Source organism: Candidatus Dormiibacterota bacterium (genome assembly GCA_035635555.1).
Taxonomy (GTDB): Bacteria; Acidobacteriota; Polarisedimenticolia; order Gp22-AA2; family Gp22-AA2; genus Gp22-AA3.
This window is the reverse complement of record DASQAT010000010.1, coordinates 20,204-44,461: the sequence shown is the minus strand read 5'-3', so window position 1 is coordinate 44,461 and position 24,258 is coordinate 20,204. Positions and strand designations below refer to the sequence as shown.

Annotated in this window: 19 protein-coding genes; 15 read left to right on the top strand and 4 right to left on the bottom strand. The window is 67.7% G+C overall.

Annotation, left to right across the window (positions count from 1 at the left end; all coding sequences use genetic code 11):
• The first annotated feature begins 60 nt into the window (after positions 1 to 60).
• A complete protein-coding gene (locus VEW47_02915) occupies positions 61 to 582 on the top strand; it encodes a hypothetical protein (protein HYS04121.1) in 522 nt (173 codons plus the stop codon).
• A complete protein-coding gene (locus VEW47_02910; GenBank protein ID HYS04120.1) occupies positions 579 to 3,908 on the top strand; it encodes a MopE-related protein in 3,330 nt (1,109 codons plus the stop codon). Before VEW47_02915 ends, VEW47_02910 begins: the two co-directional genes overlap by 4 nt.
• Here VEW47_02910 and VEW47_02905 read toward each other — a convergent pair.
• Positions 3,895 to 4,401 carry a tetratricopeptide repeat protein gene (locus VEW47_02905; protein ID HYS04119.1) on the bottom strand — a complete coding sequence of 169 codons (507 nt, stop codon included), beginning with the start codon at positions 4,399 to 4,401 and terminating at the stop codon, positions 3,895 to 3,897. The two genes, VEW47_02910 and VEW47_02905, sit on opposite strands and share 14 nt — an antisense overlap.
• A 106-nt stretch (positions 4,402 to 4,507) precedes the next feature.
• A complete protein-coding gene (locus VEW47_02900) occupies positions 4,508 to 6,409 on the bottom strand; it encodes a peptidyl-prolyl cis-trans isomerase (GenBank protein HYS04118.1) in 1,902 nt (633 codons plus the stop codon).
• Between the two features lie 225 nt (positions 6,410 to 6,634).
• Between VEW47_02900 and VEW47_02895 the strand changes: the two genes are divergently transcribed.
• The 8 genes from VEW47_02895 (at position 6,635) to VEW47_02860 (ending at position 16,647) form a co-directional block, all read left to right on the top strand.
• Entirely contained in the window at positions 6,635 to 8,083 is a 1,449-nt protein-coding gene (locus VEW47_02895) for a FecR domain-containing protein (GenBank protein HYS04117.1), read from the top strand.
• A gap of 11 nt (positions 8,084 to 8,094) precedes the next feature.
• On the top strand, positions 8,095 to 9,561 hold the full coding sequence (locus VEW47_02890) for a sensor domain-containing diguanylate cyclase (protein HYS04116.1): 1,467 nt from the start codon (positions 8,095 to 8,097) through the stop codon (positions 9,559 to 9,561).
• 203 nt (positions 9,562 to 9,764) lie between these two features.
• Complete coding sequence (locus VEW47_02885; protein ID HYS04115.1) at positions 9,765 to 10,796, top strand: rod shape-determining protein; 1,032 nt, start codon at positions 9,765 to 9,767, stop codon at positions 10,794 to 10,796.
• A gap of 53 nt (positions 10,797 to 10,849) precedes the next feature.
• Positions 10,850 to 11,692 carry a rod shape-determining protein MreC gene (gene mreC, locus VEW47_02880; GenBank protein HYS04114.1) on the top strand — a complete coding sequence of 281 codons (843 nt, stop codon included), beginning with the start codon at positions 10,850 to 10,852 and terminating at the stop codon, positions 11,690 to 11,692.
• Positions 11,689 to 12,153, top strand: coding sequence for a rod shape-determining protein MreD (gene mreD, locus VEW47_02875; GenBank protein HYS04113.1), 465 nt, complete (start codon positions 11,689 to 11,691; stop codon positions 12,151 to 12,153). Before mreC ends, mreD begins: the two co-directional genes overlap by 4 nt.
• 4 nt (positions 12,154 to 12,157) lie before the next feature.
• Positions 12,158 to 14,050 (top strand): penicillin-binding protein 2, encoded by a 1,893-nt coding sequence (mrdA, locus tag VEW47_02870; protein HYS04112.1) that lies wholly within the window; start codon positions 12,158 to 12,160, stop codon positions 14,048 to 14,050.
• The gene (gene rodA / locus VEW47_02865) at positions 14,025 to 15,113 is read left to right on the top strand and encodes a rod shape-determining protein RodA (GenBank protein ID HYS04111.1); all 1,089 of its coding nucleotides are present in this window, start codon (positions 14,025 to 14,027) and stop codon (positions 15,111 to 15,113) included. Before mrdA ends, rodA begins: the two co-directional genes overlap by 26 nt.
• Before the next feature lie 10 nt (positions 15,114 to 15,123).
• Positions 15,124 to 16,647 carry an Rne/Rng family ribonuclease gene (locus VEW47_02860; GenBank protein HYS04110.1) on the top strand — a complete coding sequence of 508 codons (1,524 nt, stop codon included), beginning with the start codon at positions 15,124 to 15,126 and terminating at the stop codon, positions 16,645 to 16,647.
• Between the two features lies 1 nt (position 16,648).
• Here VEW47_02860 and VEW47_02855 read toward each other — a convergent pair whose 3' ends face one another.
• Positions 16,649 to 18,169, bottom strand: coding sequence for an ATP-binding protein (locus VEW47_02855; protein ID HYS04109.1), 1,521 nt, complete (start codon positions 18,167 to 18,169; stop codon positions 16,649 to 16,651).
• A 285-nt stretch (positions 18,170 to 18,454) separates the two neighbouring features.
• A complete protein-coding gene (locus tag VEW47_02850) occupies positions 18,455 to 18,961 on the bottom strand; it encodes an acyl-CoA thioesterase (GenBank protein ID HYS04108.1) in 507 nt (168 codons plus the stop codon).
• Between the two features lie 216 nt (positions 18,962 to 19,177).
• Here VEW47_02850 and VEW47_02845 point away from each other — a divergent pair, with 216 nt between their 5' ends.
• Genes VEW47_02845 through VEW47_02825 form a run of 5 tightly spaced genes read left to right on the top strand, consistent with a single transcriptional unit; the run spans position 19,178 to position 24,228 of the window.
• The gene (locus tag VEW47_02845; GenBank protein ID HYS04107.1) at positions 19,178 to 20,257 is read left to right on the top strand and encodes an FAD:protein FMN transferase; all 1,080 of its coding nucleotides are present in this window, start codon (positions 19,178 to 19,180) and stop codon (positions 20,255 to 20,257) included.
• Positions 20,254 to 21,744, top strand: a complete 1,491-nt coding sequence (locus VEW47_02840) for a hypothetical protein (protein HYS04106.1) — start codon at positions 20,254 to 20,256, stop codon at positions 21,742 to 21,744. The genes VEW47_02845 and VEW47_02840 overlap by 4 nt, the downstream gene beginning before the upstream one ends.
• Positions 21,744 to 22,325, top strand: coding sequence for an FMN-binding protein (locus VEW47_02835; protein ID HYS04105.1), 582 nt, complete (start codon positions 21,744 to 21,746; stop codon positions 22,323 to 22,325). The genes VEW47_02840 and VEW47_02835 overlap by 1 nt, the downstream gene beginning before the upstream one ends.
• Positions 22,322 to 22,867: a hypothetical protein gene (locus VEW47_02830; protein HYS04104.1), complete on the top strand. Its 546-nt coding sequence runs from the start codon at positions 22,322 to 22,324 to the stop codon at positions 22,865 to 22,867. Before VEW47_02835 ends, VEW47_02830 begins: the two co-directional genes overlap by 4 nt.
• Complete coding sequence (locus VEW47_02825; protein ID HYS04103.1) at positions 22,864 to 24,228, top strand: tetratricopeptide repeat protein; 1,365 nt, start codon at positions 22,864 to 22,866, stop codon at positions 24,226 to 24,228. The genes VEW47_02830 and VEW47_02825 overlap by 4 nt, the downstream gene beginning before the upstream one ends.
• Positions 24,229 to 24,258 lie beyond the last annotated feature (30 nt).

Sequence of the window (24,258 nt, the reverse complement as noted above, 5' to 3'; positions counted from 1 at the left end):
GCACACCGCCCGTTCATCATCGCCCATCATTCAAGGCCCGCGCGGAGGGGGGGCTGTTTGGTGCGCAGGACACCGCGATTTCTGGTCGTGGCGCTTCCTGTGGTCCTCGTGGTGGCAGCCTTCTGGCTCCGCCCGGCGTCCTCCCGCCCGTATTCCGCCACGCACTCCACCATCGAGCCGACCCTCCCGCTGACGCTCGACCTGCAGGCGATCCCCGGGGATCCGGGTCGCGGCCTTCCGCCGCGGCTGGAGGCGACTCTGGGGGCTTCGGGGGATCTCCAGGACGTCAACCTGTCGCTGGTCGTGCCGGAGGCGCTCAGCGCCGATTCCGGGGCAATCGAGAGCGGCCCGCCGGGCTCGTTGCGCGCCGGGGAGAACCGGACATACAGCATCCCCATCCAGTCGAAGCGCGCCGGCGCTTTCCCGATCAGGCTCGAGGCCTCCTTCCGGCTCCCCGACGGGAGGCTGTTCCACACCGAGCAGGGAATCATCTGGAGGAGCGGCGCTTCCGCCCCCCAGGGCAGGCACCATGCCGGGGCCTATGAATGGATGGGTGTCCCGGTCGGCGAGCCGCAACCGTGAAGCGCGCTCTCCTGGGACTGGCACTCCTCGCCTGGTCGTGCGTCCCCGCCCTGGCCGACTACAACGTCAGCGGCCGCTTCGTCTACGTCGACAGGGAGTTCGACATCAACGGCTTCACAGGCGTGGAGCCGCAGCAGCCGATCCGTTTCGCGAGCGTCGAAGTCGTGGAGGGGACCAAGATCGTCGGGAGCGGAGTGACCGACAGCACGGGGAACTTCGTGTTCCACGTGATTGACAACCGGACGCGGGACATCTACGTGCGCTGCCTCGCCCGACGCCAGTCCACGACCGCCGTGCCGATCGATATCCGCTCCGGCAACCAGTCCGGGGACATCTGGTCCATCCGTTCGCAGACTTTCACCGGTCATACACCGAATCAGGACCTCTTCATCGGGACGCTGGCCGCGGTGCAAGGGGCCGGCGGCGAGCCGTTCAATCTCCTCGCCGCGACCGAGCTCGGGAGCGATTACCTCCTGTCGTTGCGCGGCACCGGCACCTATCCGCTCCTGATCGTGGTGTTCAACGCCTTCAATCCGAACCTCTCGAGCTTCAACCCGAACAACAACACCATCACGCAGGCGCGGAACGCGGGCTACGACGACACGGTCGTGATGCATGAAATGGGGCACTACGTCTCCTACAACTTCGCCAAGAGCGACAACCCCGGCGGCGAGCACCATCTCAGCGACTGCAACCAGAACATCATGCTGGCGTGGGACGAGGGGCACGCGTCCTTCTTCGGACTCTCGGCCCGCCGCTTCGCCGGCCTGCCGCACGCGAGCCTGTACGTGCGCACGACCGGGCTCCCCGGCCCCGGAAATCTCCAGTTCTACTTCGATGCCGAGACCCAGCTTCCCTTCGTCTGCCGCGGGTCCACGAGCGAAACGACCGTGTACACGGGACTCTGGGACATCGTGGACGGCGCCACGACCCAGGATGAATCCCCCGGCACGGAGGAGTCGTGGGACCTCCTGTCGGGACAGGACGCGCTGTACTGGAAGGCGATGAGCATCTACCTTCCGACCGCCACCAACGTCAGCCTGGAGGATTTCTGGGACGGCTGGTTCCATCCCAGCGTGAACAACGGGCACTTCGCCGAAATGAAGAGCATCTTCCGCGAGCTGGGCGTGGAGTATTTCACGGACGGGTTCGAGTCGAACGACACGATCGCCGAGGCGCGGACGGTATCGCCCGGAAATACGCTCCTGCACAACACCTTCTTCGCCGATCGCAACAACGACCTCCTCGGCGAGCCCGACACGGATCTGTTTGCATTCCCGGCCGTGGCCGGCACTCCGTACGTCGTCGAGACGCTGAATCTTCTGAGCGATGCGAACACGTCGCTGACTCTTCTCGCCTCGAACGGCACGACGGTCCTGGCGAGCAACGATGACAGAAGCGCCAGCGACGCATCCTCGCTGATCCTCTACACGCCGGCCGCGACCGGGACGCTGTACGTGAAGTCGGTCCACGCGAGCGACTTCGGGATCTACGGGTCGTACGACCTGCGCATCGCGGCCGACACGGGCGGCGTGGACGCCGACGGCGACGGCTACACGACCGACACGGACTGCAACGACAACAACGCGGCGGTCCATCCGGGGGCGACGGAGATCTGCAACGGCATCGACGACAACTGCAACCAGGCGATCGACGAGGGGTTCGATCGGGATGGCGACGGCTTCACGACGTGCAACGGCGACTGCAACGACGGCAACGCGCAGATCCACCCGGGGGTGCCGGAGATCTGCAACAGCGCCGATGACAACTGCAACGGGGTCGTGGACGAGGGGTTCGACGCGGACGGCGACGGCTACTCGTCCTGCGGCGGCGACTGCAACGACGCCAACCCGCAGATCCGCCCCGGGGCGACGGAGATCTGCAACGGCATCGACGACAACTGCAACATGGTGATCGACGAAGGATTCGACAACGACGGGGACGGCTACACGTCCTGCGGCGGAGACTGCAACGACTCGAACCCCCTGATCGGCCCGGGCCAGCCGGAGGTCTGCAACGGGATCGACGACAATTGCAACCTGTCCGTCGACGAGGGCTTCCCGGACACCGACGGGGACGGTTTGAAGGACTGCGTCGATACGGATGACGACAATGACGGCGTGCTCGACCCCGCGGATTGTGCTCCGCTCCTGTACTCGGTGGCGCACACCCCGGGCGAGGCGCTCAATCTGAGCGTGGTGGGCTCCCCGAGTCTCACGCAGCTGGCCTGGGAGCAGGTGCCCGAGGCGAACGTCTACAACGTCTACCGCGGTCTCGTCCAGATCCAGGGCTGGGCGTTCCAGAGCGTCTGCCTGTACTCGGAGGCGGCGAACGTGCGCCTGAACGAGACCCAGTCCCCACCCCTCGGGCAGTTCTACTACTATCTGCAGGCCGCAAGGAACGTCTGCGGCGAGGGGACTCTCGGCACCGGCACCGGCGGAAGCACGCGCCCGACGGCCACGCCCTGCCTGCCCCAGAACCGTGACTTCGATCTCGACCTGATCCCCGACATCAACGACAACTGCCCGCTCATCGCCAACCCGGCGCAGGCGGACCAGGACCGCGACGGCCGGGGCGACGGGTGCGACAACTGTCCCGTGCTCGCCAACCCGAACCAGCACGACTCCGACAACAACGGGGTGGGGGACGTCTGCCAGGACGGCGACGGAGACGGCTTCAAGGCGGACGTCGACTGCGATGACCAGAATGCGGCGATCCATCCCGGGGCGCCCGAAATCTGCAACGCCAAGGACGACGACTGCGACGGGCTGACGGACGAGGGGTTCGGCACGAACGTCAGCTGCAGCGCCGGAGTCGGCGCGTGCCTGCGCACCGGCACCGTCGTCTGCACCTCGCCCACGTCATCGGCCTGCAACGCCGTGGCGGGACAGCCCACCACGGAAGTCTGCAACGCGCGGGACGACGATTGCGATGGGACGGTGGACGAAGGGTTCGACCAGGACGGGGACGGCTACACGTCGTGCGGCGGCGACTGCAACGACGCGGTCGCGTCCATCCATCCCGGGGCTGTCGAGATCTTCAACGGCGTCGATGACGACTGCAACAACGTCATCGACGACGTCGTCGAGACGGTCATCATCCGGCTGGCGACGTACCGCGTTTCCACCAGCACGCTCACGGTCGAGGCGACGTCCAACTACCCGGTCGGGTCGGTGACCCTCTCGGTCGTGGGTTACGGCGCCATGACGTACGTCCCCGCGGCCTCGGTGTACCGTCTCGTCTCCGGCCCGACCGCCAATCCCGGCAGTGTCACGGTGGTCTCAACGGCCGGCGGCAGCGCCAGCTCGCCCGTCACCGTCCAGTAGCCTGGACCCGTTCCCGCGAACTCGGGGCCACCCGCGAGAGACTGCGGCGCAGCCGTCCGAGGAGCCGGTTCACAGGATGGCTGCGGTCGAAGAGCGGGAGGACCGGCTTGCGCCTGATCCCCAGCCTGCGGAGCACCCCGACGAGCCCGGAGTGGCGAGGATTGAGCTGGAGCCCCCGCACGATGGTGTCGAAGGCGAGAGACCGGTCCCCGGTCTTCAGATAGACGCGGCCCAGGTTCCAGTACGCATCGGGGTTGTAGAACTCGCTGCGCACCGCCGCTTCGCAGAACTCGCGCGCCTCGTCCAGACGGTCCGAGCAGATCGCCAGGCACCAGCCGTAATACGAGAGGTACTTCATGGGGACGGCTTCCGCGCCCAGGCGGCGCGCGAGCTGCACCGCCGCCTCGAAATAGGCCAGGGCCTCCAGATGGGCGCCCCGGTCCACGGCGCGCAATCCCCGGCGGAACGAGTTCTCCGACGTCGATGCGTCCATTCGACCCTCCCCTGGTTCACGGATAGGGGCAATATAGGGCCTGGCCGGAGCCGTTCAAGCCGGAGCGTGCGGCGGCGCGGGGGAAATGTGGCGGATGACGAACTTGTCAGGCGCGATCGAGCGAGTCGACGAGAGAACCGTTGACCTCGACGCGGCCGGCCTCGCGCAGTCTCTTGACCAGCGCGCGGTACATCCGATCCTGGCGTTGGCGCAGCAGCCCGTCGCCGATCGAATCCTTCTGGGAGGCGAATTCTTCGCGGTGATCGCTGCGTTCCTTGATTCGGAGGACCACGATCCCGGCCGAGGTCGTCACGGGGTCGCCGAGGGTTCCGGGGGCCAGCGTGCCGATCTGCTTCTCGATCGCAGGGTCGGGGGGCAGGCCGGGGAGGCCGGCGCCACGAGCCAGGTCCGCTTGTGTCTTCACCTCGACCTTGAGGACGCGGGACACGCTCTTGAGGTCGCCGGACCGGCCGACAGACCGGATGGCCTCGGCCACGGCCTGACGGGCGTGTTCGTCCTGGAGGTCCTTGAGCACACGGGCGCGCACTTCCTGGAAGGGCATGGCCGCTGGCGGCGCCGTGCCGGTGACCTGGACGACCACCTGTCCGGCGGGGATCGGGATCGGGTCGCTGACGCCGCCTGGCGGGAGCGCCAGCATGCCTGCGACGACGGCCTGGGACGCGACCACGCCGGGCAGGGCATCGCCGTCGTGCACCTGGCCGGTCTGCTGGACCGCGAGTCCTTGCGACTTCGCCACCACCTCGAGCTTTCCGCCGGCCGCGGCGCGGGCGAAATCGGCGGTGCGCTTGAGGACTTCGCCGCGCGCCCGCTCGAGCTTCAGCTCCTGGCGGAGGGGCTCGCGCGCCTCCTGCAGCGACGTGGTGCGCGGCGGCCGGATCTCCTTGAGTTTGATGATGTGGAACCCGAAACGCGACCGGACGAGATCGCTCACACCGCCGACCGGGAGGGAGAAGGCGCTGTCCTCGAACTCCTTCACCATCTGACCGCGCGGGAAACACCCCAGGTCACCGCCATTCGAAGCCGATGAATCCTCGGACTCCTTGCGCGCCAGGGCCGCGAAATCCTCGCCCTTCTTCAGCCGTCTCTGGACATCACGGGCTTTCGTCTCGGCCTTCTTGACCGCGTCGGGAGCGGCCTGTTCGGCCGCCTTGACGAGGATGTGGGCGGCGCAGCGCTGCTCGCCGACTTCGTAGCGGGTGTTCTTGTAGCGCTCGTACGCCGCGGCGACGTCCTCGTCCGACACGGTCTCCTTGGCGGCGGTGTCCGAGGGACTGAACAGGACGAACAGGCCGGTGCGACCCTCGCCCTGCTTGTAACGGTCCTTGTGCTCCTCGTAGTAGGTCTTCAGATCTGATTCCGGCGGCGCCGTCCCGGCGACCGTCTTCGCGGGATCGGCGACGACGTACTCCACGGTCGCCTTCGCGTTGCGCCGCAGGAACTCCTGCTCGATATCCGCGTCGCTCACGTTCACCGCATCCACGATCAGATGGCGGAACTTATCGATCACGAGCCCGCGTCGGAGCTGGTTCTCGTAGTCCTCGACGCTCATGCGGTTGCCGCGGAACAGACTGCGATAGCGGTCGAGGCCGATGAACCGGCCGCTCTCCTGGAAGTTCGGATCGCGCGTGATCGCCTCGACGAGCTCCTGCGGAGTCACGGAGATCCCCTGGCGCAGGGCCTCCTGGTAGATCAGCTCCTCATCCACCAGCCCGTCGATGGCCGGTCTGCCGATGCGGAACATGGAGCGCTGCTGCGCGTACTGCTCGCCGAGGAGGGACTGGTATCTCTCCTCCAGCTGGCGGGCGGCGAGCTGGAACGTCTCGATCGGGATGGCGACACCGTTGACCCTGGCGGCCCACGTAACGTCCTGGCGTCCCCGCGTCGCTCCTCCGCCCCAGGTGGCGAACGCCCACCAGATGAACATGAAAATGATGACGACAAGAAGCCACTTCAGGTATCGGAACTGCTCACGCATCTGCTGCAGCATCGAGACTGCTCCCTGAGGAAACGGCCGGCATCGTCCGCGGAAGAACACAGTCTACCGGGGGAAGGGTGCCTCCGCAAGTCGCTTTTCTTGCGCAACGCGTCTCCAATCCTATATTTAAGTCGGCATCCGGGACCCGGTCGCCCCGGGAATGGCCGTTCGACCATCTAAGTCGAGCGTCCGCAAAGAGTTGCCAGCGAGGCATTGCGGCGAGCTGAGGACAAACGCATGGGGCAGGGACGCCCGAATACCCCGATCCTCCTCGATTGGGCCACGATTTCCTACCGCAGCATCATGCGCGGGGTCGTGTATCTGGTGCTGCTCCTGGCCATGGGCGGCGTGTTCTACTACCTGCGCGCTGCGCGCCGCACGACGCCGGAAGAGCTGGCGCTCCAGGAGATCAATCGCGCCGAGCGGATGTACCGGGAGGCGCAGGCGTCGGCCGACGCATCCTTCGCGCGGGTCATCGAGAGCGCCGGAAAGATCCTCGACTCGGCCCGCCTGTCCTACGAACGCAAGGACTTCGCCGAGGCGCGCGCGGCCGCGCAGCAATCCCAGTCATTTTCGCAGAAGATCCTCGAGGGGTCCTCGGGGGAATCGTTCACCGCCAAGATCTACAAGTACGAGGGGGACGTCAAGATCAAGCGCTCCCGTCAATTCGTCTGGGACGACGTCAACGCGAGCACGGCATTGCGCGTCGGCGATCAGATCAAGACGGCCGGCAACGGCTCCGCACAGATCATCTATTTCGACGGGACGATCACCACGATCAACCCCGGCTCTCTCCTGGAGATACGCGAGCTGTTCGAGGACCCCACGACCCGGGTCCGCAAGGTCCGCGAAAAGCTCAACTGGGGCGGCGTGTCCGCGACCATGCCCGGCGCCAACGTGGCGGGATCGTTCCACGAGGTGGCGACCGAGTCGACCACGGCACGCGCCGTCGATCGATCGGAGTTCCAGGTGGCCTATGACGCCGACACCCGCAAGACGCGCACGGAAGTGCAGAGCGGCTCGGCGGAGGTCCAGACCGCCGGCAAGACCCTCATCCTGAAGCCCCTGGAACGGATGGAGGTCACCCGCGAGCAGGTCGTCAGCAGGGTCAAGCTGCTGCCGGCGCCGTCTCTGCTCGATCCCACCGACCAGCGCGTGTTCCTGCACGACGACCCCTCGACCGAGACGACCACGCTGCGCTGGGCCAAGGTGGCGGGTGGCGAGCGCTACCGCCTGCAGATCGCGCGCACGGCGTTGTTCGGCGAGCTCCTCCTCGACAAGTCGGACATTCGATCGGCGAGCGTCGAGATCCCCGGATTGCAGGAGAGCAATTACTACTGGCGGGTTTCCGCGATCGACGCGGGGAGCGTCGAGAGCCCCTTCTCGGAGACACGCAAGTTCAAGGTGGCGAGCTCGCGTGAGCACCATACGGACGACACGACTCCGCCGCCTCTCGAGGTCGTCGACTTCCTGCCCTCGGGTCACCTGGTCATCATCAACGGACGGACCGAGCCCGGCGCGGTCCTGTCGATCGACGGTCAGAAGATCGACGTGTACGACGACGGAGCCTTCACCGCGGTGGTGCGCATGAAGAAGGATGGGCAGAACCAGGTGGACCTCGTTGCGCAGGACACCGCCGGCAACACCACGCGGATGCGGCGCAGCGTCTACGTCGAGAGCTACTAGGAGCCTGTCCGATGCCCCGCGGCTCGAAGATCCTCGTGGTCCTGGCCGACGGATCCGGGGGCCTGCCCCCCGCCTGGCGCCGCGCCAGGGACCGCTTCACCGTGGTGCGCTCCTCGGGCCTCGCGGCGGGGCGGCCGGTCGCCGGCCGGATCGATGTCATCCTCTACCAGGTGGACGACGCCGGCAGGCCGCAGGCGGCGATGCGCCTGCTCAAGCGGCTGGACCGGAACGCGCTGCTCCTGCCTTTCCGTCTGGAACGTTCCGGCCGCGGAGCCAGCCAGCGCCGTGGTGCCGGCCCGGCGCGCAACACGGATCCCGGACTCCTGAAGATCGGCCCGACGTTGGACGTGCGCCTGCTAGAAACCCTGCTCGACCGGGAGAAGCAGCTGGCCGACCAGCGGCAGCGCGGCCGCCGCGCGACGCTGGAGGCGCGCGACGCATCCTCCAGGATGAGGGGTCTCACCACCATCGTCCGGCTGACAGGCAGCGAGCTCGATCCCCACCGCATCATCGACGTGGCCATGGAGAGGGTGGGGGAATTCCTCAAGCTGCGGGCCTGGCTGTTCCTTCTGGCCGACCCTGAGCAGGGGCTGCTCACGGTCGAGCGGACCGGCGGCGAAGGGATGGGCGCCATGCGGGGCAAGCGGCTCGGAATCGGTGAAGGGGCGGCCGGCCGCGCGGCGCAGCGACGTCAGCCCGTGATACTGGACGATGCCGGCCCCGGAGACGCCTCGATGCCCGACCTGCCGAAATCGAACCCGGCCCGATCCGTCCTGGCGGTGCCGCTCCTGAGCCGCGGACGGCTCATCGGCGTGCTGGTCGGGCTGGACCGCCAGAGGGCGGCGCACTTCACCGGCCAGGACGCGCGTCTGCTGTCGCTCCTGCTCGAACCCGCGGCCGTCGCGATCGATAACGCGCTCCTCCTGAAGAGATCGGAGGAGCTCTCGATCACCGATGATCTGACGAAGCTCTTCAATTCCAGGTACCTCAACGCCACGCTGCGACGCGAGGTGGAACGCAGCAAGCGGTACCGCACGCCCGTGTCGCTGATTTTTCTGGACCTCGACGGGTTCAAGAACGTGAACGACCAGCACGGCCATCTCTGGGGCAGCCGGACGCTGGTGGAAGTCGGTCGCGTGATCGGCTCGACGGTGCGCGAGATCGATGTCGTGTCGCGCTTCGGCGGCGATGAGTTCACGGTGATCCTGCCTCAGACAGGTCCGGAGGGGGCCGCGATCATCGCCGAGCGCATTCGTCAGAAGATCGAGGAGACCACGTTCCTCGCGTCGTACGGCCTCGAGGTGCGCATCACCGCCAGCCTCGGCATTGCATCGTTCCCCGACCACGGACGCACCAAGGACGACCTGCTGGCGCGTGCCGATCAGGCGATGTATCTCGTGAAGGGCCGCGGCAAGAACGGTGTGGCCCTGGCGGAGGTCGAAAGTCCCCGGCCGGCCGCCGTGCGGACAGTCCGTTGAATCGCGCCCCGTGCAGAGTGTGCGCTTCTGTGTGTAAGCATCTGTGTTGGAAGGGGTTGTGGTCCAAAGTCAATGATTTGACTTTGGGCAGGCAGGGCCCTAATATTAGCCCCGTTCGTAAGATGTTGTCGCGCGGAATCTTGCACGAACCCGCGGTCCTTGACAGGGACTGAGACGAAAAGGAGGCGCAGGTGGGGGCGACGATGGCCTGGAGTCCAAGGTCGGTGCTCAGTCTGTTCTCGAACGATCTGGCTATCGACCTCGGGACCGCCACCACGCTGGTGTACGCCAAAGGCAAGGGCATCGTGCTGTGCGAGCCGTCGATCATCGCGGTCAACCAGAGAACCGGGCGAGTCGAAGCCGTCGGCAAGGAGGCGAAGGAGATGCTTGGCCGTACCCCGGCCAACATCATCGCCATCCGGCCGATGAAGGACGGCGTCATTGCGGATTTCGAGCACACGGAGAAGATGCTCGATTATTTCATCAAGAAGGCGCACAACCGCTCCCTGGGGGTGCGGCCGCGCATCGTGATCTGCGTTCCCTCGGACATCACCCAGGTGGAAAAGCGCGCGGTCAAGGACAGCGCCTACCGCGCCAAGGCCTCCGAGGTGTACCTCGTCGAGGAGGCCATGGCGGCGGCGATCGGGGCGGGCCTGCCCGTCACGGAGCCGACCGGCAACATGATCGTCGATATCGGCGGCGGCACCACCGACGTGGCCGTGATCTCGATGGCCGGGATCGTCTACTCGCGGTCGGTGCGCATCGCAGGAAACCGCATGGACGAGGACATCATCCAGTACATCAAGCGCAAGTACAACCTTCTCGTGGGCGAGCGCACGGCGGAGGAGATCAAAATCAATATCGGCTCGGCCTTCCCGCTGGACGAGGAGCTGACGATGGAGATCAAGGGCCGCGATCTGGTCGAGGGGATCCCCAAGACCCTGGTGATCTCCGACGAGGAGATCCGCGAGGCTCTTTCCGAGACGGTTTCCAACATCATCGAGGCGGTGCGCGTCGCCCTCGAGCAGACCCCGCCCGAGCTGTCCGCGGACATCGTCGACAAGGGAATCGTCCTGACCGGTGGCGGCTCGCAGCTCAAGAACCTCGACAAGCGCCTCCGCGAGGAAACCGGCCTCCCCGTCTCGATGGCCGACGACCCCCAGGCCTCGGTCGTCCTGGGGACGGGGAAGATGCTGGATGACTTCAACCTTCTGCGCAAGATCGCGATCGACTGACAGGGCGGCGCTCCTCCCGGTCCTCATGAGCACGCGGCAGGGAGGCTGAGTCGATGGCCCATCTCCTCACCGAGCGCAAGCCGTACCTCCTGCTTCTGGTCCTGCTGACCCTCAATCTCGGCCTCATGTCGACCCGTATCAAGAGCGCCGGCCAGCGCTCCCTGCTCGAGGAGGCGGTGATGAGCCTGATGTCGCCGTTTCTCAAGGGGGCGCACTGGGCCGGTCAGGGCCTTTCGGGGACGTGGGGCGCCTATGTCAACCTGCGCGGCGTCGAGCGCGAGAACCGCCACCTGCGCGAACAGATCGACGGGCTGGCGCTGAAGGCGCAGGAGGCGGAGGAATCGCGCCAGGAGGTCGTGCGTCTGCGCGAGCTCCTCGACCTGCGTGACAGCGTGCCCTGGACCACGGTCGCGGCGAGGGTGATCGCGCGCGGGGCCGACGGCAGCGCGCGCATCGTCACGCTCGACCGGGGCAGCCACGACGGAGTGCGCGTGAACATGCCGGTCCTCACCCCGCGCGGCATCGTCGGCCGCGTCATCGAAGCCGCCCCGGGAACGAGCAAGATCCAGACCATCCTCGATCCCAACTCCGGGGTTGCCGGTCTCATCCAGAGGACGCGCGTGCAGGGGATGATCGTCGGATCGGGGGAACACGGCTGCCGCATGGAGTACGTGAACGAACTCTCGAATATCGAGGTCGGGGACGTGATCATCACCTCCGGTCTCGACCAGATCTATCCGAAGGGGTATACCATCGGAATCGTGGCGTCGATCGGCGAGGGCGAGGGTCTGACCAAGCTCGTGGAGCTCCGGCCCGAGGTCGACTTCCGCCGTCTCGAGGAGGTCCTGGTGATGCTGAAGCCGGAAGGGCCGCCCGAGCGGAGCGCCTCGCGATGAGGATCGTGCGCGGTGTCGTGGCGCTCGCCGCCGCCGCCCTGGCGCAGGCCTTCCTGTCCCGTTACGCGCCGTCGCTGGCGCGCTACTGCGATCTGTTCCTCATCATCGTGGTGTACTTCGGTCTGACGAGCCCGCCGGCGGGGGCGATGCTCATGGGAATCGGCGCCGGGCTCGTGGAGGACTCCCTCCTCGGATCCGTCCTGGGCATGAACGGCTTCAAGAAGACCCTCATCGGATACCTGGTGGGTTCCTTCGGCTCGTTGTTCATGCTGAATCAGCCGATCCCGAGGTTCGGCATATTGTTCGCCGCGACCGTGTTCGATCCCGTCGCCGAGCTGGGGTTGTCGCTGGCGATGGGGCGGAGCTTCGTCTTCCCCCCGACGCTCGAACTCCTTCAGCGGGGCCTGGGAAACGGCGTCCTCGGCCTCCTGTTCTTCTGGTCCGCCGCGCGGCTCCCCTGACGCCATGGCCTTCGAGCAGGACTACAAAGGGTTCCAGGACTACTACGAGGCGCGGCGCCTGAACACGCGGATCCAGGTGATCCAGGTCCTGTTCGGCGCTGTCCTCGTCCTGTACCTGTTCGCGTTCTGGTATCTCCAGGTCGTCAAGGTCGACTATTACAAGCGGCTTTCCGACAACAACCGGCTCCGCCGCGTGACCCTCATGCCGCTGCGCGGGGTGATCTCGGACGACGAGCACCGGGTTCTCGCCAACAGTCGCATCGCCTTCAACATCCGTCTCGACCGGGAGAAGGTCGCCGACATGAAGGCGTTCTTCCCGCGCCTGGCCGAGATCCTCGGCGTCCCCGAGAAGACCCTCAACGAGCGCCTGGCGCGATATCGCGGGCGCCCGGCGTTCGAGCCGGTCATCCTGAAGGAGGACGTCGATCTCGCGGAGGCGGCGTACATCGAGTCGCGCCGCCTCGAGCTGCCGATGCTGTCGGTCGAGGTCGAGTCGCGCCGCAATTATCTCTACGGCGCGCTCGCGGCCCACGCGCTCGGCTACGTCGGCGAGGTGAGCGAGGATCAGATCCGGAGCGATCCTTCCGGCGAATTCGATCTGGGCGAGATCGTCGGGAAGGCGGGCGTTGAAAAACAGTACGACGGCGATCTGAAGGGCGTGAAGGGCTGGAAGCAGGTCGTCGTGAACAGCCTGGGTCGCGAAATCCAGGAGATCGAGGAGGGACGCAAGCCGAACCCGGGCCGGGCGATGCGTCTGTCGATCGATCTCGACCTGCAGCGCGCGCTCGAGGATGCCTACGGCGACGACGCCGGATCGGCGGTGTTCCTCGATCCCAACTCGGGTGCGATTATGGCCATGATCTCGCGCCCGGCCTACGATCCGAACGTGTTCGCGCACCGGTTCTCGCAGGATACCTGGGGAGGGCTGGTGAACGACCCGCGTCACCCGCTGCAGGACCGCGTGTCGCTCTCCAAGTTCGCGCCCGGGTCGGTGTTCAAGGTGGTCATGTCGATAGCCGCTCTCGAGGAGAACGTCGCGACGCCCGCGCGGGGCGATCACTGCACGGGGTCCTGGCGCTTCGGCGAGAAGGTCTATCAATGCTGGGCCGTGCGCAAGGGGGGACACGGGTACCTGACGATGCGCGAGGCAATCATCCAGTCCTGCAACATCTATTTTTATCACCTCGGCAACGACATGGGAATCGACCGCATCTCGAAGTGGGCCCACCTCCTGGGATTCGGGGAGCCGACCGGTCTCGACCTGCCGCACGAGGAGGCGGGCACGGTGCCCGACCCGGAGTGGAAGAAGCGGGCGGTCCCGCGCGATCCGGTCTGGCACCCCGGGGAGACCATCTCGGTGTCGATCGGACAGGGGGCCATCGAGGTGACGCCGATCCAGATGGCCAGGTTCGCGGCCGCCATCGGGAACGGCGGCACGCTGTACCGCCCGCACCTGCTGCTGTCGCGCGAGGTCCGCGAGGGCGTCGAGGAGGAGGAGAGGCAGGACTACGTCGAAAGACGCGTGCCAATGCGCCCGCGCACCCTCGAGGTGATCAAGGACGCGATGTGGGGCGTGGTCAACGAGGACGGCACGGGGGGGCGGGCCAAGATCGCGGGCCGCGACATCTGCGCGAAGACCGGCACGGCCCAGGTGTTCAAGGCGTCGCGCGACGTCGACGCGGACAAGCTGCCGAAGGAGAAGCGGGACCACGCCTGGTTCGTCGGGTTCGCGCCCAAGGACGACCCCAAGATCGCCTGGGCGGTGTTCGTGCAGAACGGCGGGCACGGCGGGACGACGGCGGCGCCGATCGCCCGCCTCGTGCTGGAGCGTTTCTTCCAGAAGCTCGACGCGCGCCAGGGAGGGCAGCAGCTTGCCAGCGTGGCGGTCCCTCAGTAATTTCGACTGGATCCTGTTCCTGGCGATCCTGGCGGCCTGCTCGATCGGGCTCGTGGTGATCTATTCCGCGACCACAGGAACACCGAGCGCCGGGGCGTTCCACCGCCAGCTGATCTGGCTGCTCCTGGGCATCGTCCTCATGCTTCTGGCAGTCCTCATCGACTACCACACCCTGGCGGAGTTCGCGTCCGCCTTCTACGGCCTGAGTCTGACGCTTCTCCTGCTGACTCTCGTCTACGGCCGCGTGGTCAACTCCAGCAAGTCGTGGCTCGGGATCGGAGGGGTGCAGTTCCAGCCCTCGGAGATCGCCAAAGTCTCCACCATTCTGATGCTGGCGGCCTACCTGGGCCGCGAGCGCGTGCGCGGACTGGGGGTTCTCCACTTCGCGGCCATCTGCGCCATCATCGGACTGCCGGTCCTCCTGATCCTGCGGCAGCCGGATCTCGGGACGGCGGTCACCTTCATGCCGCTTTACGCCGGCGCCGTGTTCATCGGCGGGATCCGCGTGCGCACGCTCGTGATCCTGGCCCTGATCGCCACGCTGGCCCTCCCCATGGTCTGGGGTCACCTCAAGCCGTATCAGAAGGAGCGCGTCAAGACCTTTCTCGAACCGACCCGGGACCCGAAGGGTTCGGGCTACCAGCTCATCCAGTCGCTCATCGCCGTGGGCTCGGGCGGAATTTTCGGCAAGGGGTTCCTGTCCGGGACCCAGGGTTCGCTGCAGTTCCTGCCGGAACAGCACACCGACTTCGTGTTCGCGGTCCTGGCGGAGGAGCGGGGCTTCATTGGAGCGATGCTGGCGCTCGGGCTCTACTTCGTCATCATCTACCGGTGTTTGGCGACGGCCCGTGCGGCCCGCGACCGCCTCGGGGTCTTCCTCGCCATCGGGGTGGTCTGCACGTTCGCCGGCCAGGCCCTGCTCAACATCGGCGTCGTAGTGGGCATGCTGCCGACGACGGGCGTGCCGTTGCCGCTGATGAGCTATGGCGGCTCGTCGCTTGCGAGCACTCTGCTCGGAATGGGACTCGTGCTGAACGTCTGGATGCGCCGTCTCGTCAATTGAACAGCCCGGAATGCGTCGCGAAATCCTGATCGACTGTGCCACGCCCGAGACCCGCATCGCGCTGCTCGAGGACGATGTTCTGACCGAGGTGTTCGTCGAGAGGCCGTCCGGTCGCGGCATCACGGGAAACATCTACAAGGGTCGCGTCGGCAACGTGCTGCCGGGAATGCAGGCGGCCTTCGTGGACATCGGCACCGGCCGCGACGCATTCCTGCACATGCAGGACCTCGAGTCGCCGGCAGGAGACGTGGAGCTCCTCGAAACCGGCCCCGCCGGGAATCCGATGCCCGACGGGGTCGGGGCCCCGCCGGCCCCCGGACGGATCGAAGATCGCCTGAAGGCGGGCCAGGAGCTCCTGGTGCAGGTGTCCAAGGATCCCGTGCCCGAGAAGGGGGCGCGTCTCACGTCGCTCGTGTCGTTCCCCGGCCGTCTCCTCGTGTACCTGCCGAACCATCCTCAGAATGGAATCTCACGCAGGATCGAAGATCCGACCGAGCGCGAGCGGCTTCAGGGGCTGATTCAGGGCGTGGCCCGCGATCTGGGCCTGCCGGGCGGATTCATCGTGCGGACGGCCGGGGAAGGGCGCGCGACCAGGGAGTTTGTCCCTGAAGCCCTGACACTCGCCGCGACCTGGGACGACGTGCGCCGCCGCGCGGAGGGGGCGCAGTCCCCGTCCCTGCTGCACCAGGAGTCCTCGGCCGTGACCAAGGTCCTGCGCGATGTCCTGGGAGAGGACGTGCAGCGGATCGTGGTCGAGGGGGATGCGGCCCTCAGGGAAGTGCAGGAGCTGGTCTCACGGATCGAGCCCGCGCTGGGTTCCAGGATCCATGGCCACGCGGGTCCGGAGCCCCTGTTCGAGGCGCGCGGCGTGCAGCATCATCTCGAGCGCGCCCTGCGATCCCGCGTCTGGCTGAAATCGGGCGGGTCGATCGTGATCCAGTCGACCGAGGCCCTGGTGGCCGTCGACGTGAACACCGGGAAATACACCGGCACGCGGCGCCTGGAGGAGACGATCCTCCGGACCAACCTCGAGGCGGCCGTGGAGATCGTCCGACAGATCCGGTTGCGCGACCTGGGCGGGATCATCGTGATCGATTTCATCGACATGGAGACGCAGGCCAGCAAGGACGAGGTCCTGCTCGCCCTGCAGTCGGAGATGCGCAGGGACCGTGCGAAGTCCCGCGTCCTGCAGATCAGTGAGTTCGGTCTGGTCGAGATCACGCGCCAGCGTACGAAGCGCAGCCTGGAACGGCTTCTCTGCCTGCCCTGTCCCACCTGCTCCGGATCCGGCCGGCTCAAATCGCCCGAGACGATCGTCTACGAAATCCTGCGCGAGGTCCGCCGGCTGGGGCGGCTCGAGGCCGCGACGCGCGTCGTGGCGCGCGTCCACCCGGAGGTCGCCTCGTTTCTCGAGGAGAAGCGTCCCGGTCTCATCGATCCCGAAGCCTTCCCGGCGAGGACGCGCCTCGAGTTCGAGGCCGACGCGGCGCTTCGCCACGGGCAGTTCACCCTGACGCTGAAGGAAGAGGACTGAGCTAGGAGGTGCCCCCGGGGGATGCAGCGCGCTCCACGGCGGCGTTCGCGGCCGCGGGCAGACCCACGGTGACCGTCGTGCCCTTTCCGGGAGCGCTGTCCACCTGGATCGTGCCGCCGTGCTCCGCGATGATCTTCTGCACGATGGCCATTCCGAGCCCCGTGCCCTGCGCCTTGCCGTGAGTGAAGAAGGGCTCGAACACCCGGCGGCGCACCTCCTCGCTCATGCCGCAGCCGCTGTCGCGCACGCTGAGCTCCGAGGTGCCGTTGACGCGCCGGCAGCGGATGTCCAGCAGACCGCCGCCGCGCATGGAGTCGAGCGAGTTGGCGATGAGATTGTGCAGGACGCGCAGCATGCGCGGTCCGTCGAGGGAGGCGCGCGCCTCCTCGTCGAGACCGAGCGACAGGCTCACGTTGGCGCGCTGCAGGCGGGGCTGCAGCGGCTTGAGTGTCTGCCGCACGAGGTCCGCAAGACGCGCCGGCGACCGGAGGAGGGGCGGGGCCTCACGCGAGAACTGCAGCAGATCGCCGGTGAGCCCCGTCAGACGATCCGCCTCGGCCATGATTGTGGCCAGGTGGGGACGTGAGGGATCCTCCTGCGGGGCACGCTCGTGCAGCAGCTCCGCCAGGCCGCGGATGGACGAGAGCGGGCTGCGCAGGTCGTGCACCACCGCGCGCGCGACCTGCCCGATCACCTGGGTCCGCTCGGCGCGCAGCCGCTCCTCGACCAGGCGGCTGTTCTGGATGGAGACGGCCGCGAGACCGGCCAGGGCCTCGAGGAGCGGCAGGTCGGGCTTGTGGTGCGGCAGGCGCCTGCGGCTGTCGAGATAGACGACTCCGATGACATCCTGCCGGACCGACAGGGGAAGGCACAGGATCGCCTGCAGGCGCAGCCGCACGATGCTGTCGGTGGTGAGCTGTCCGGGCTCCCCGGACGCCACGTCGCGGTAGACCGGCTTGCCCGTGGCCGCGACCTCTTCGAGGACCGACAGGCTGACCTGGACGTCGTCAACCCCGGAGGGTCCGCGGTGCCAGCGGTCGAGGCGTCCTCCTTCCTTGAGGAAGAGGTAGCCGCGCTCCGCCCCGGAGAAGCGCAAAGCACCTTCCAGGACACGATCGAGCACGTCCTCGAGAGCGAGAGACGAGGTGATCGTGCGGGCGACCTCCATCAGGGTCACCAGCCGGTCTTCGCGGTCCGAGACGGGAGACCCCTCGACCAGGAATCGGACGGTGCAGGGGTTCGCGCTCCCCAGGACGACGCGCGCGCCGTGGGCCAGCGTGACACCGTCCGCGGGCACCGGCAGGCCGTCGACGGAAAGGGGAGCGCCCGACGCGCCGGGGACCAGGTGGTACGCCCCTCCGAGAACGACGATCTGGGCGTGATGTTCCGCGACGCCGGGCAGGGCGAGGGCCAGCCGCGACGACGGCGCGGAGCCGATGCTGAACGGTGTGTGATCGAGGGGCACGGTCCTGGAGGAGCCGTCGGGGAGAGCGATCTCGAGGCGCACCGTCTGGCGAGGCAAGTTCCCCCCTCCGCTTTGCCGCTCCACCGAATATGGGTCGCGGACAGGCGGGAAGCAAACAAGCCGGGCAGGGAGAGGGCCGGGCCTGGAACGCGGAGCGACGGGGCGGAAAGGACGCCCGTCAGGACTTGACGCGCGCCTCCTGGCGGACCTTGAAGGGACCGTCGAGATCCTTCAGGGTGTTGACGATGCCGCCGTACTCGAGCTCCTCGTGCCCGACCATGGCCGGGCCGAAGAAGCCCTGCTCGCGGATCTCGATCGCCCGGGCCAGACTCGGACACGCCCCTAACGCGCGCGGGAGGGGCGGCGCTCCTTGCGCGCGCGAATCCGGAGACGGGCCCGGCGCCGTTGCAGGGCCTCGCGCTGCCGCCGTCGATCCTCCGGTGTTTTGGGCAGGAGGGCCGGAACCAAGGCGGGTCGCCCGGTGGCGTCGAGCGCCACCATCGTGACATAGGCGCTGCAGCAGTGCGCCTGCAGCCCCGACAACGGATCCTCGGAAACGACCTTCACGCCGACCTCCATCGAGGTGCGAAAGGCGGCATTGGCCGAGGCGAACAGTTTGAGGATGTGGCCGAGCTTCACCGGGATGCGGAACACCAGCGAGTCGACGGACGCCGTGACGACGTTGGTGCGGCAGTGCCGCGTGGCTGCGATGGCCGCCGCCTTGTCGATCAGAGTCATGACGCGTCCCCCCCAGGCGTGACCGTACTGGTTCGTGTCCTCCGGGAGAATGATCTCGGTCATCTCGACGCGGGATTCGCTGGCGGGCTTGGGAGCGGTTCGGGCTTTCATGCCGGCCCTCTCCTCCCGGGACGGGGCGTCCCGGGGGCGCGCAGCGTACCACAGTGGGGGCCACGGCCGTCTTGACAGCCCGTCGCGCCCCGCGGTAGAGTACGCGACCTAATTGAGACTGAGTCGCAATCACAACGAGCCCGGGGACCGGACATGCGGATCGGACAGTCGTCTGGCGTGCGGTGCCGCGCAGCCCATCGCGCCGCGGCGGCCGGCGTGCTCATCTGTCTCATCGCCGCAGGTCCCAGCCGCCTCTCCGCGCAGGACGATGCCGCGAGCGGGCAGGGCGGGACGGCCCGGGCCCGTTTCCTCATGGGCACCCGTCTGGCGATCGAGACGGACGGCCCGGCGCCCGCCGGAGCCCTCGAAGCCGCGTTCGACGAGGTGGCCCGTCTCGAGGGGATCTTCAGCAACTGGCGGCGCGAGAGCGAGGTCTCGCGCCTCAACGACAAGGCGGCGCGGGCTCCGGTGCTCTGCTCGCGTGAGCTCTTCCGCGCGGTGCGCGTCGCCCTGGGCTGGGCGGAAGAGACCGGCGGTGCCTTCGATCCCACGGTGGAGCCCCTGGTCCGTGCCCTCGGTCTGCGCGGTGACGACGGCCGCATGCCGGACCCGGAGAGTCCAGCCGTGGCGGCGGAGGGCGAGACGGCTTCCTCCGTGAGGCCGCCGATCGGCTGGCGCCACGTGCATCTCCATCGCAGGACGCGCTCGGTGCGCTTCGACACCGAAGGCGTGGGACTCGATCTCGGGGGAATCGGCAAGGGCATTGCTTTGGATGCGGCGGCCGGCGTCCTGAGGCGCCATGGAGTGCGGCGCGCCCTCCTCGATTTCGGCGGACAGGTCCTGGCGATCGGGCATCCCGTGCGTTTTCCGGCGTGGAGCATCGGCATCGCGGACCCGGGGGACCGGGACAGCGTGATCGCAGTCGTCGGCATCGACGGCCTGTCCCTGGCGACCTCGAGCAACTCGGAGCGCTTCGTGGAGACACCACGGGGCCGGATCGGCCACATCCTCGACCCCGCGGAAAGGCGGCCGGCCCGCTTCCAGGGATCCCTGACCGTCGCAGCCCGCGACGCGACCTCGGCCGACGCCCTGTCGACCGCCCTCTTCGTCATGGGGCCGGAGAGGGGATCGGCGTGGGCGGAGGCGCGCGACCTCCCGGCGCTGTACGTGTGGCGCGACGATACGGGCGCGCTCCGGTCGAAGTCGTCCCGCGCCTTCGAAGAGCGGTTCGAAGGCGGGGGTTCACGACGGGAACGGGCGGGTCGAGCCGCCGAATGGCGCAAGGAGGCCAGGTGAACCGCACCCAAGGACAGGCACGGGCCGGGCGGCGCCGCGGCGGTCCGAGGCGGGCTGCGATCGCCTGGGCCCTGCTGACCGTCGCGTGGACCGCGGGGAGGCCCGGCCCGACGGCCCAGGGCGCGACGGATGAACGGACCGCATCGAGCGCCGAGGAGACGAGGAGCCTGGCGGATCGGATCGCCGAGCTCGAGGCGCTGGTCGCGAAGCTGCGGGCGGAAATCGATTCGATGCGGGCGGCGCGCGAAGAGGGGGCGGGGGCGCCCACGCTGGAGGAGCTGCAGAAGCGGATCGACGCCCTGGCGCTGGAAATCGAAAGGCTGCGCATCGGCGAAGCGGCCGCGACGCCGCCGGCCGCGCAGGGGCCGGTTCCCGGCTTCGGCCCGGCGGCGTCGAAGGTCTATGCCGTCAAGCGCGGCGTGACGATCGGCGGATACGGGCAGATGCTGTACCAGGACTTCGCGGCGCGCCGGGACGATGGCGCGCCCGCGGGTGTCCCGGACACCCTCGACCTCGAGCGTGCCGTCTTCTATTTCGGGTACAAGTGGACCGACCACCTGCTGTTCAACTCGGAGGTCGAGTACGAGCACGCGGTCTCGGGGGAGGGGGAGCCGGGGGAGACGGCTGTCGAGTTCGCCTACGTAGACTACCGCCCCTGGCGGCGCTTCGGCATGCGCGGGGGGCTGCTCCTGGTGCCGCTGGGATTCCTGACCGAGCTGCACGAGCCGCCCATCTTCCACGGCGCCCTTCGTCCGGAGGTGGAGACGCTGATCATCCCCTCGACCTGGAGGGAGAACGGGCTCGGCGTCTACGGTGATCTCGGTCCGATCTCGTACCGCGCCTACGTGGTGGCCTCCCTGGACGCCTCGGGATTCTCCGCCGACGAGGGGATCCGGGAGGGGAGACAGGAGGGGGCGGCCTCTCGCGCCGAGGACCTGGCCGTGACGGCCCGCGTCGACTGGACTCCGGCGCCGGGGTTTCTGCTGGGAACAGCGGCCTTCACGGGACGGACCGGCCAGGGGGACTCGGCCCTCGGACATCCGCGTCTGACGCTGTGGGACGCTCACGCCGAGTGGAATGCGCGCGGGGTCCACCTGCGCGGTCTTTATGCCCGCGGCATCCTGAGCGACGCGGAGGCGGTCAGCCTGGCGCACGACCCGCTGCTCGCGACCGACCCCACGCGCGGGACGGCGATCGGCGCGCGCACCGCGGGATGGTACGGCGAGGCAGCCTTCAACATCCTGACCCTCCTGAGCCACTCCGAACGCGAGCTGAGTCCCTTCGTGCGTTACGAGGTCCTGGACACGCAGGCGGAGGTGTCACCTGGGTACTCCCGTGACCCCGGAAACGACCGCACCGTGAAGACGTACGGCTTGACCTTCCGGCCGATCCCGAACATCGTCCTCAAGGCGGACGTGCAGGACTCTGGAAACCGTGCCGGCACCGGTGTCGACCAGTTCAATTTCGCGCTCGGATACCTCTTCTGATGATGACCGCTCGCCACCTGATCCTGGTCCTGCTCCTGGCGCTGTTCCTCCCCGCGGGGGGGGCCGCCGCGCGGGTCTATATGACCGTGCAACAGGCCCTCGACGCCGCATTCCCGCCGCCGGCCGAGGTCGAGCGCAAGACTCTCTACCTGGACGAGGAGCAGGTCCGTCGCGCCGCGGAGTCGGCGGGAGCGCCTGTGGAGGCGCGGGTCGTCCCCTACACCGTCGGCACGAGCGCCGGCCGGGTGCTGGGCTATGGCTACTTCGACACCCATCTGGTGCGCACACTTCCCGAAACCGTCCTGATCCTCGTCGGCCCGGACGCGACGATCAAGCGCATCGACATCCTGTCGTTCGACGAGCCTGAGGACTACCTGCCGCCCCGGCGCTGGCTGGACCAGTTTCCGGGCCGCGGGGCCGCGGACCTCGGGACGCGCCAGGGGATCCGCGCCCTCACGGGGGCCACCCTGTCCTCCCGCGCCGTCACCCAGGCGGCGAGGCGAATCCTGGCGCTGCACCGGCTGTTCGTTGCGCCGCCACGGCCCGCAGGCCAGGAGCGCCTCCAGGAGCCGCGCCCGTGAGCGGTATCGAGCGGACGATCGTGGGCCTGGCGACCTGGTGGATGTCGTTGACCGGGGCGGCGTTCTTCTTCATGAAGTACCTGATGAGCTCGGCCGACCCGTATTCTGTCATCCATCACCCCTGGCAGCCCCACGCCCTGTCGCTGCACGTGATCGGGGGCCCGATCGCGGTGTTCGCACTGGGCCTGATCGCGCGAGACCACATCGTGGATCGGCTGCTCGACCCGCGCCAGCGCCACGGTCGCGCCACCGGTCTTGTGCTTCTCCTCCTGGCCCCGTCGATGATCGCCTCGGGCTATCTCCTGCAAGTCGTCACCGACCCGGCCGTGAAGCGCGTTCTGGTCGGAGCGCACCTGGTCTCGGGGGGTCTCTACGCGCTTCTGTTCGCCGGGCACCTCCTGGTCGGCCGGTCCCGGGCGGGCACATCGCGTGCCCGTCGTTCGATCCGCGATCTTGATCGTCCCGGACGACGGGGTATAAGATCTTGGGTCCGGCGCCGGGCGGTGCGCAGGCCCGCCGGACGGGAGGAGATAACGCCATGACACGGACGCAACGAAGGTTCCTGGCGGCCGCGGCGGCGGTGGCCCTGACCGTGGCCGTCGTATCGCTGAAGCCGGCCTACGCGGACGCCATCACGAAGGTGTGGGGTGTCGTGACCGACCCCCAGGGCAAGCCCGTGCCCAAGGTGAAGATCAATTTCGAGGGCGTCGACGTCAAGAAAAAGATCGCTCCCCTCACGACGAACAAGGACGGCAAGTTCTTCATCGCGGCCCTGGATATCTCGGTCGCCAAGAAGTGGCGGGTCGTCGCCGAACTGCCGGGCTACAAGACGGTCAAGGTCCATTACGAGATCGTCGATTCCGAAAAGGCGGACCGCGGCAGCGGCGATGTGATCATGGGCTCCAAGCAGGAGTACCCCGAGCTGCAGTTCGCCCTGCCGGGTGACGCGGGCCGCAACCTCGTGAACTTCGTGATCGCCAAGGACGCTGACTTCATGGCGGCGGTCCAGGCGGAGCGCAAGAAGAAGGAGGGCGGCGAATCCAACGCATCGACCGTGGCGCCGGCCGGGACGCAACCTGCCACCCCCGAGGGCGCCCCTGGCGCGGTCCCTGGCTCCGGAGAGGCTCCCAAGGCGAACGTGGAGGGGCTGAAGAAAGCCAAGGAGCTGGCGGACGCCGGCCGTCACCCGGAGGCGATCGAAGGGTACAAGGCCTACCTCGCGAAGGACCCCACCGGCAACCCGGCGGTCTATTTCTATCTGGGCAAGAGCCTGTTCGAGACGGGCGACGATCCGGGCGCCGCACAGGCGTTCGCGAAGGCGGTCGAGCTGAAGCCGGACATGAAATGGGCCCACTACTTCCTCGGAAACGTCGACATCAGGGGGGAACGCTACAAGGAGGCGGCCGGGGAGCTCGAGAAGGAGACGGAGCTCCAGCCGGACATCGACAAGGTCTGGTTCCAGCTCGGGAAGGCGTACGTCCTCGGTGGCGAGGAGGACAAGGCGATCGCGGCGTTCGAAAAGGCGAGCGCCATCGATCCCACGAAGTCGGACTCCTACATGGAGCTGGCCGCCATCTACGAAAAACGGAAGGATAAGGCGAAGTCCGAGGAGATGTACCAGAAGGTCATCGCGGTGGACCCGGGCAACGCCGCCACCGTGTTCTTCAACCTCGGCGTGCACGCCTGGAACGAGAACAAGGACAAGGAGGCGGCCCAGGCCTTCAAGAAATCGATCGAGATCGATCCCAAGTACGCCCCCGCACACAAGGAGCTGGCGCGCGTTCTCACGCGCCTGCAGGACTTCCCGGGCGCCGTGCAGCACTACCAGGAATACCTGAAGCTCAGCCCGCAGGCCCCCGACGCCAAGGAAATCCGCGACACGATCGCCCTGCTCAAGGGTTGACGGGAAGGCTGGGGCGGGGCGTCGCGGACG

Bases quoted from the DNA above. Each gene is read 5' to 3' on its own strand.
- VEW47_02905 (HYS04119.1), bottom strand. From the start codon at position 4,401: ATGGACGCATCGACGTCGGAGAACTCGTTCCGCCGGGGATTGCGCGCC.
- VEW47_02900 (HYS04118.1), bottom strand. From the start codon at position 6,409: ATGCTGCAGCAGATGCGTGAGCAGTTCCGATACCTGAAGTGGCTTCTT.
- VEW47_02895 (HYS04117.1), top strand. From the start codon at position 6,635: ATGGGGCAGGGACGCCCGAATACCCCGATCCTCCTCGATTGGGCCACG.
- VEW47_02890 (HYS04116.1), top strand. From the start codon at position 8,095: ATGCCCCGCGGCTCGAAGATCCTCGTGGTCCTGGCCGACGGATCCGGG.
- VEW47_02885 (HYS04115.1), top strand. From the start codon at position 9,765: ATGGCCTGGAGTCCAAGGTCGGTGCTCAGTCTGTTCTCGAACGATCTG.
- mreC (HYS04114.1), top strand. From the start codon at position 10,850: ATGGCCCATCTCCTCACCGAGCGCAAGCCGTACCTCCTGCTTCTGGTC.
- mreD (HYS04113.1), top strand. From the start codon at position 11,689: ATGAGGATCGTGCGCGGTGTCGTGGCGCTCGCCGCCGCCGCCCTGGCG.
- mrdA (HYS04112.1), top strand. From the start codon at position 12,158: ATGGCCTTCGAGCAGGACTACAAAGGGTTCCAGGACTACTACGAGGCG.
- VEW47_02860 (HYS04110.1), top strand. From the start codon at position 15,124: ATGCGTCGCGAAATCCTGATCGACTGTGCCACGCCCGAGACCCGCATC.
- VEW47_02850 (HYS04108.1), bottom strand. From the start codon at position 18,961: ATGAAAGCCCGAACCGCTCCCAAGCCCGCCAGCGAATCCCGCGTCGAG.
- VEW47_02835 (HYS04105.1), top strand. From the start codon at position 21,744: ATGATGACCGCTCGCCACCTGATCCTGGTCCTGCTCCTGGCGCTGTTC.
- VEW47_02825 (HYS04103.1), top strand. From the start codon at position 22,864: ATGACACGGACGCAACGAAGGTTCCTGGCGGCCGCGGCGGCGGTGGCC.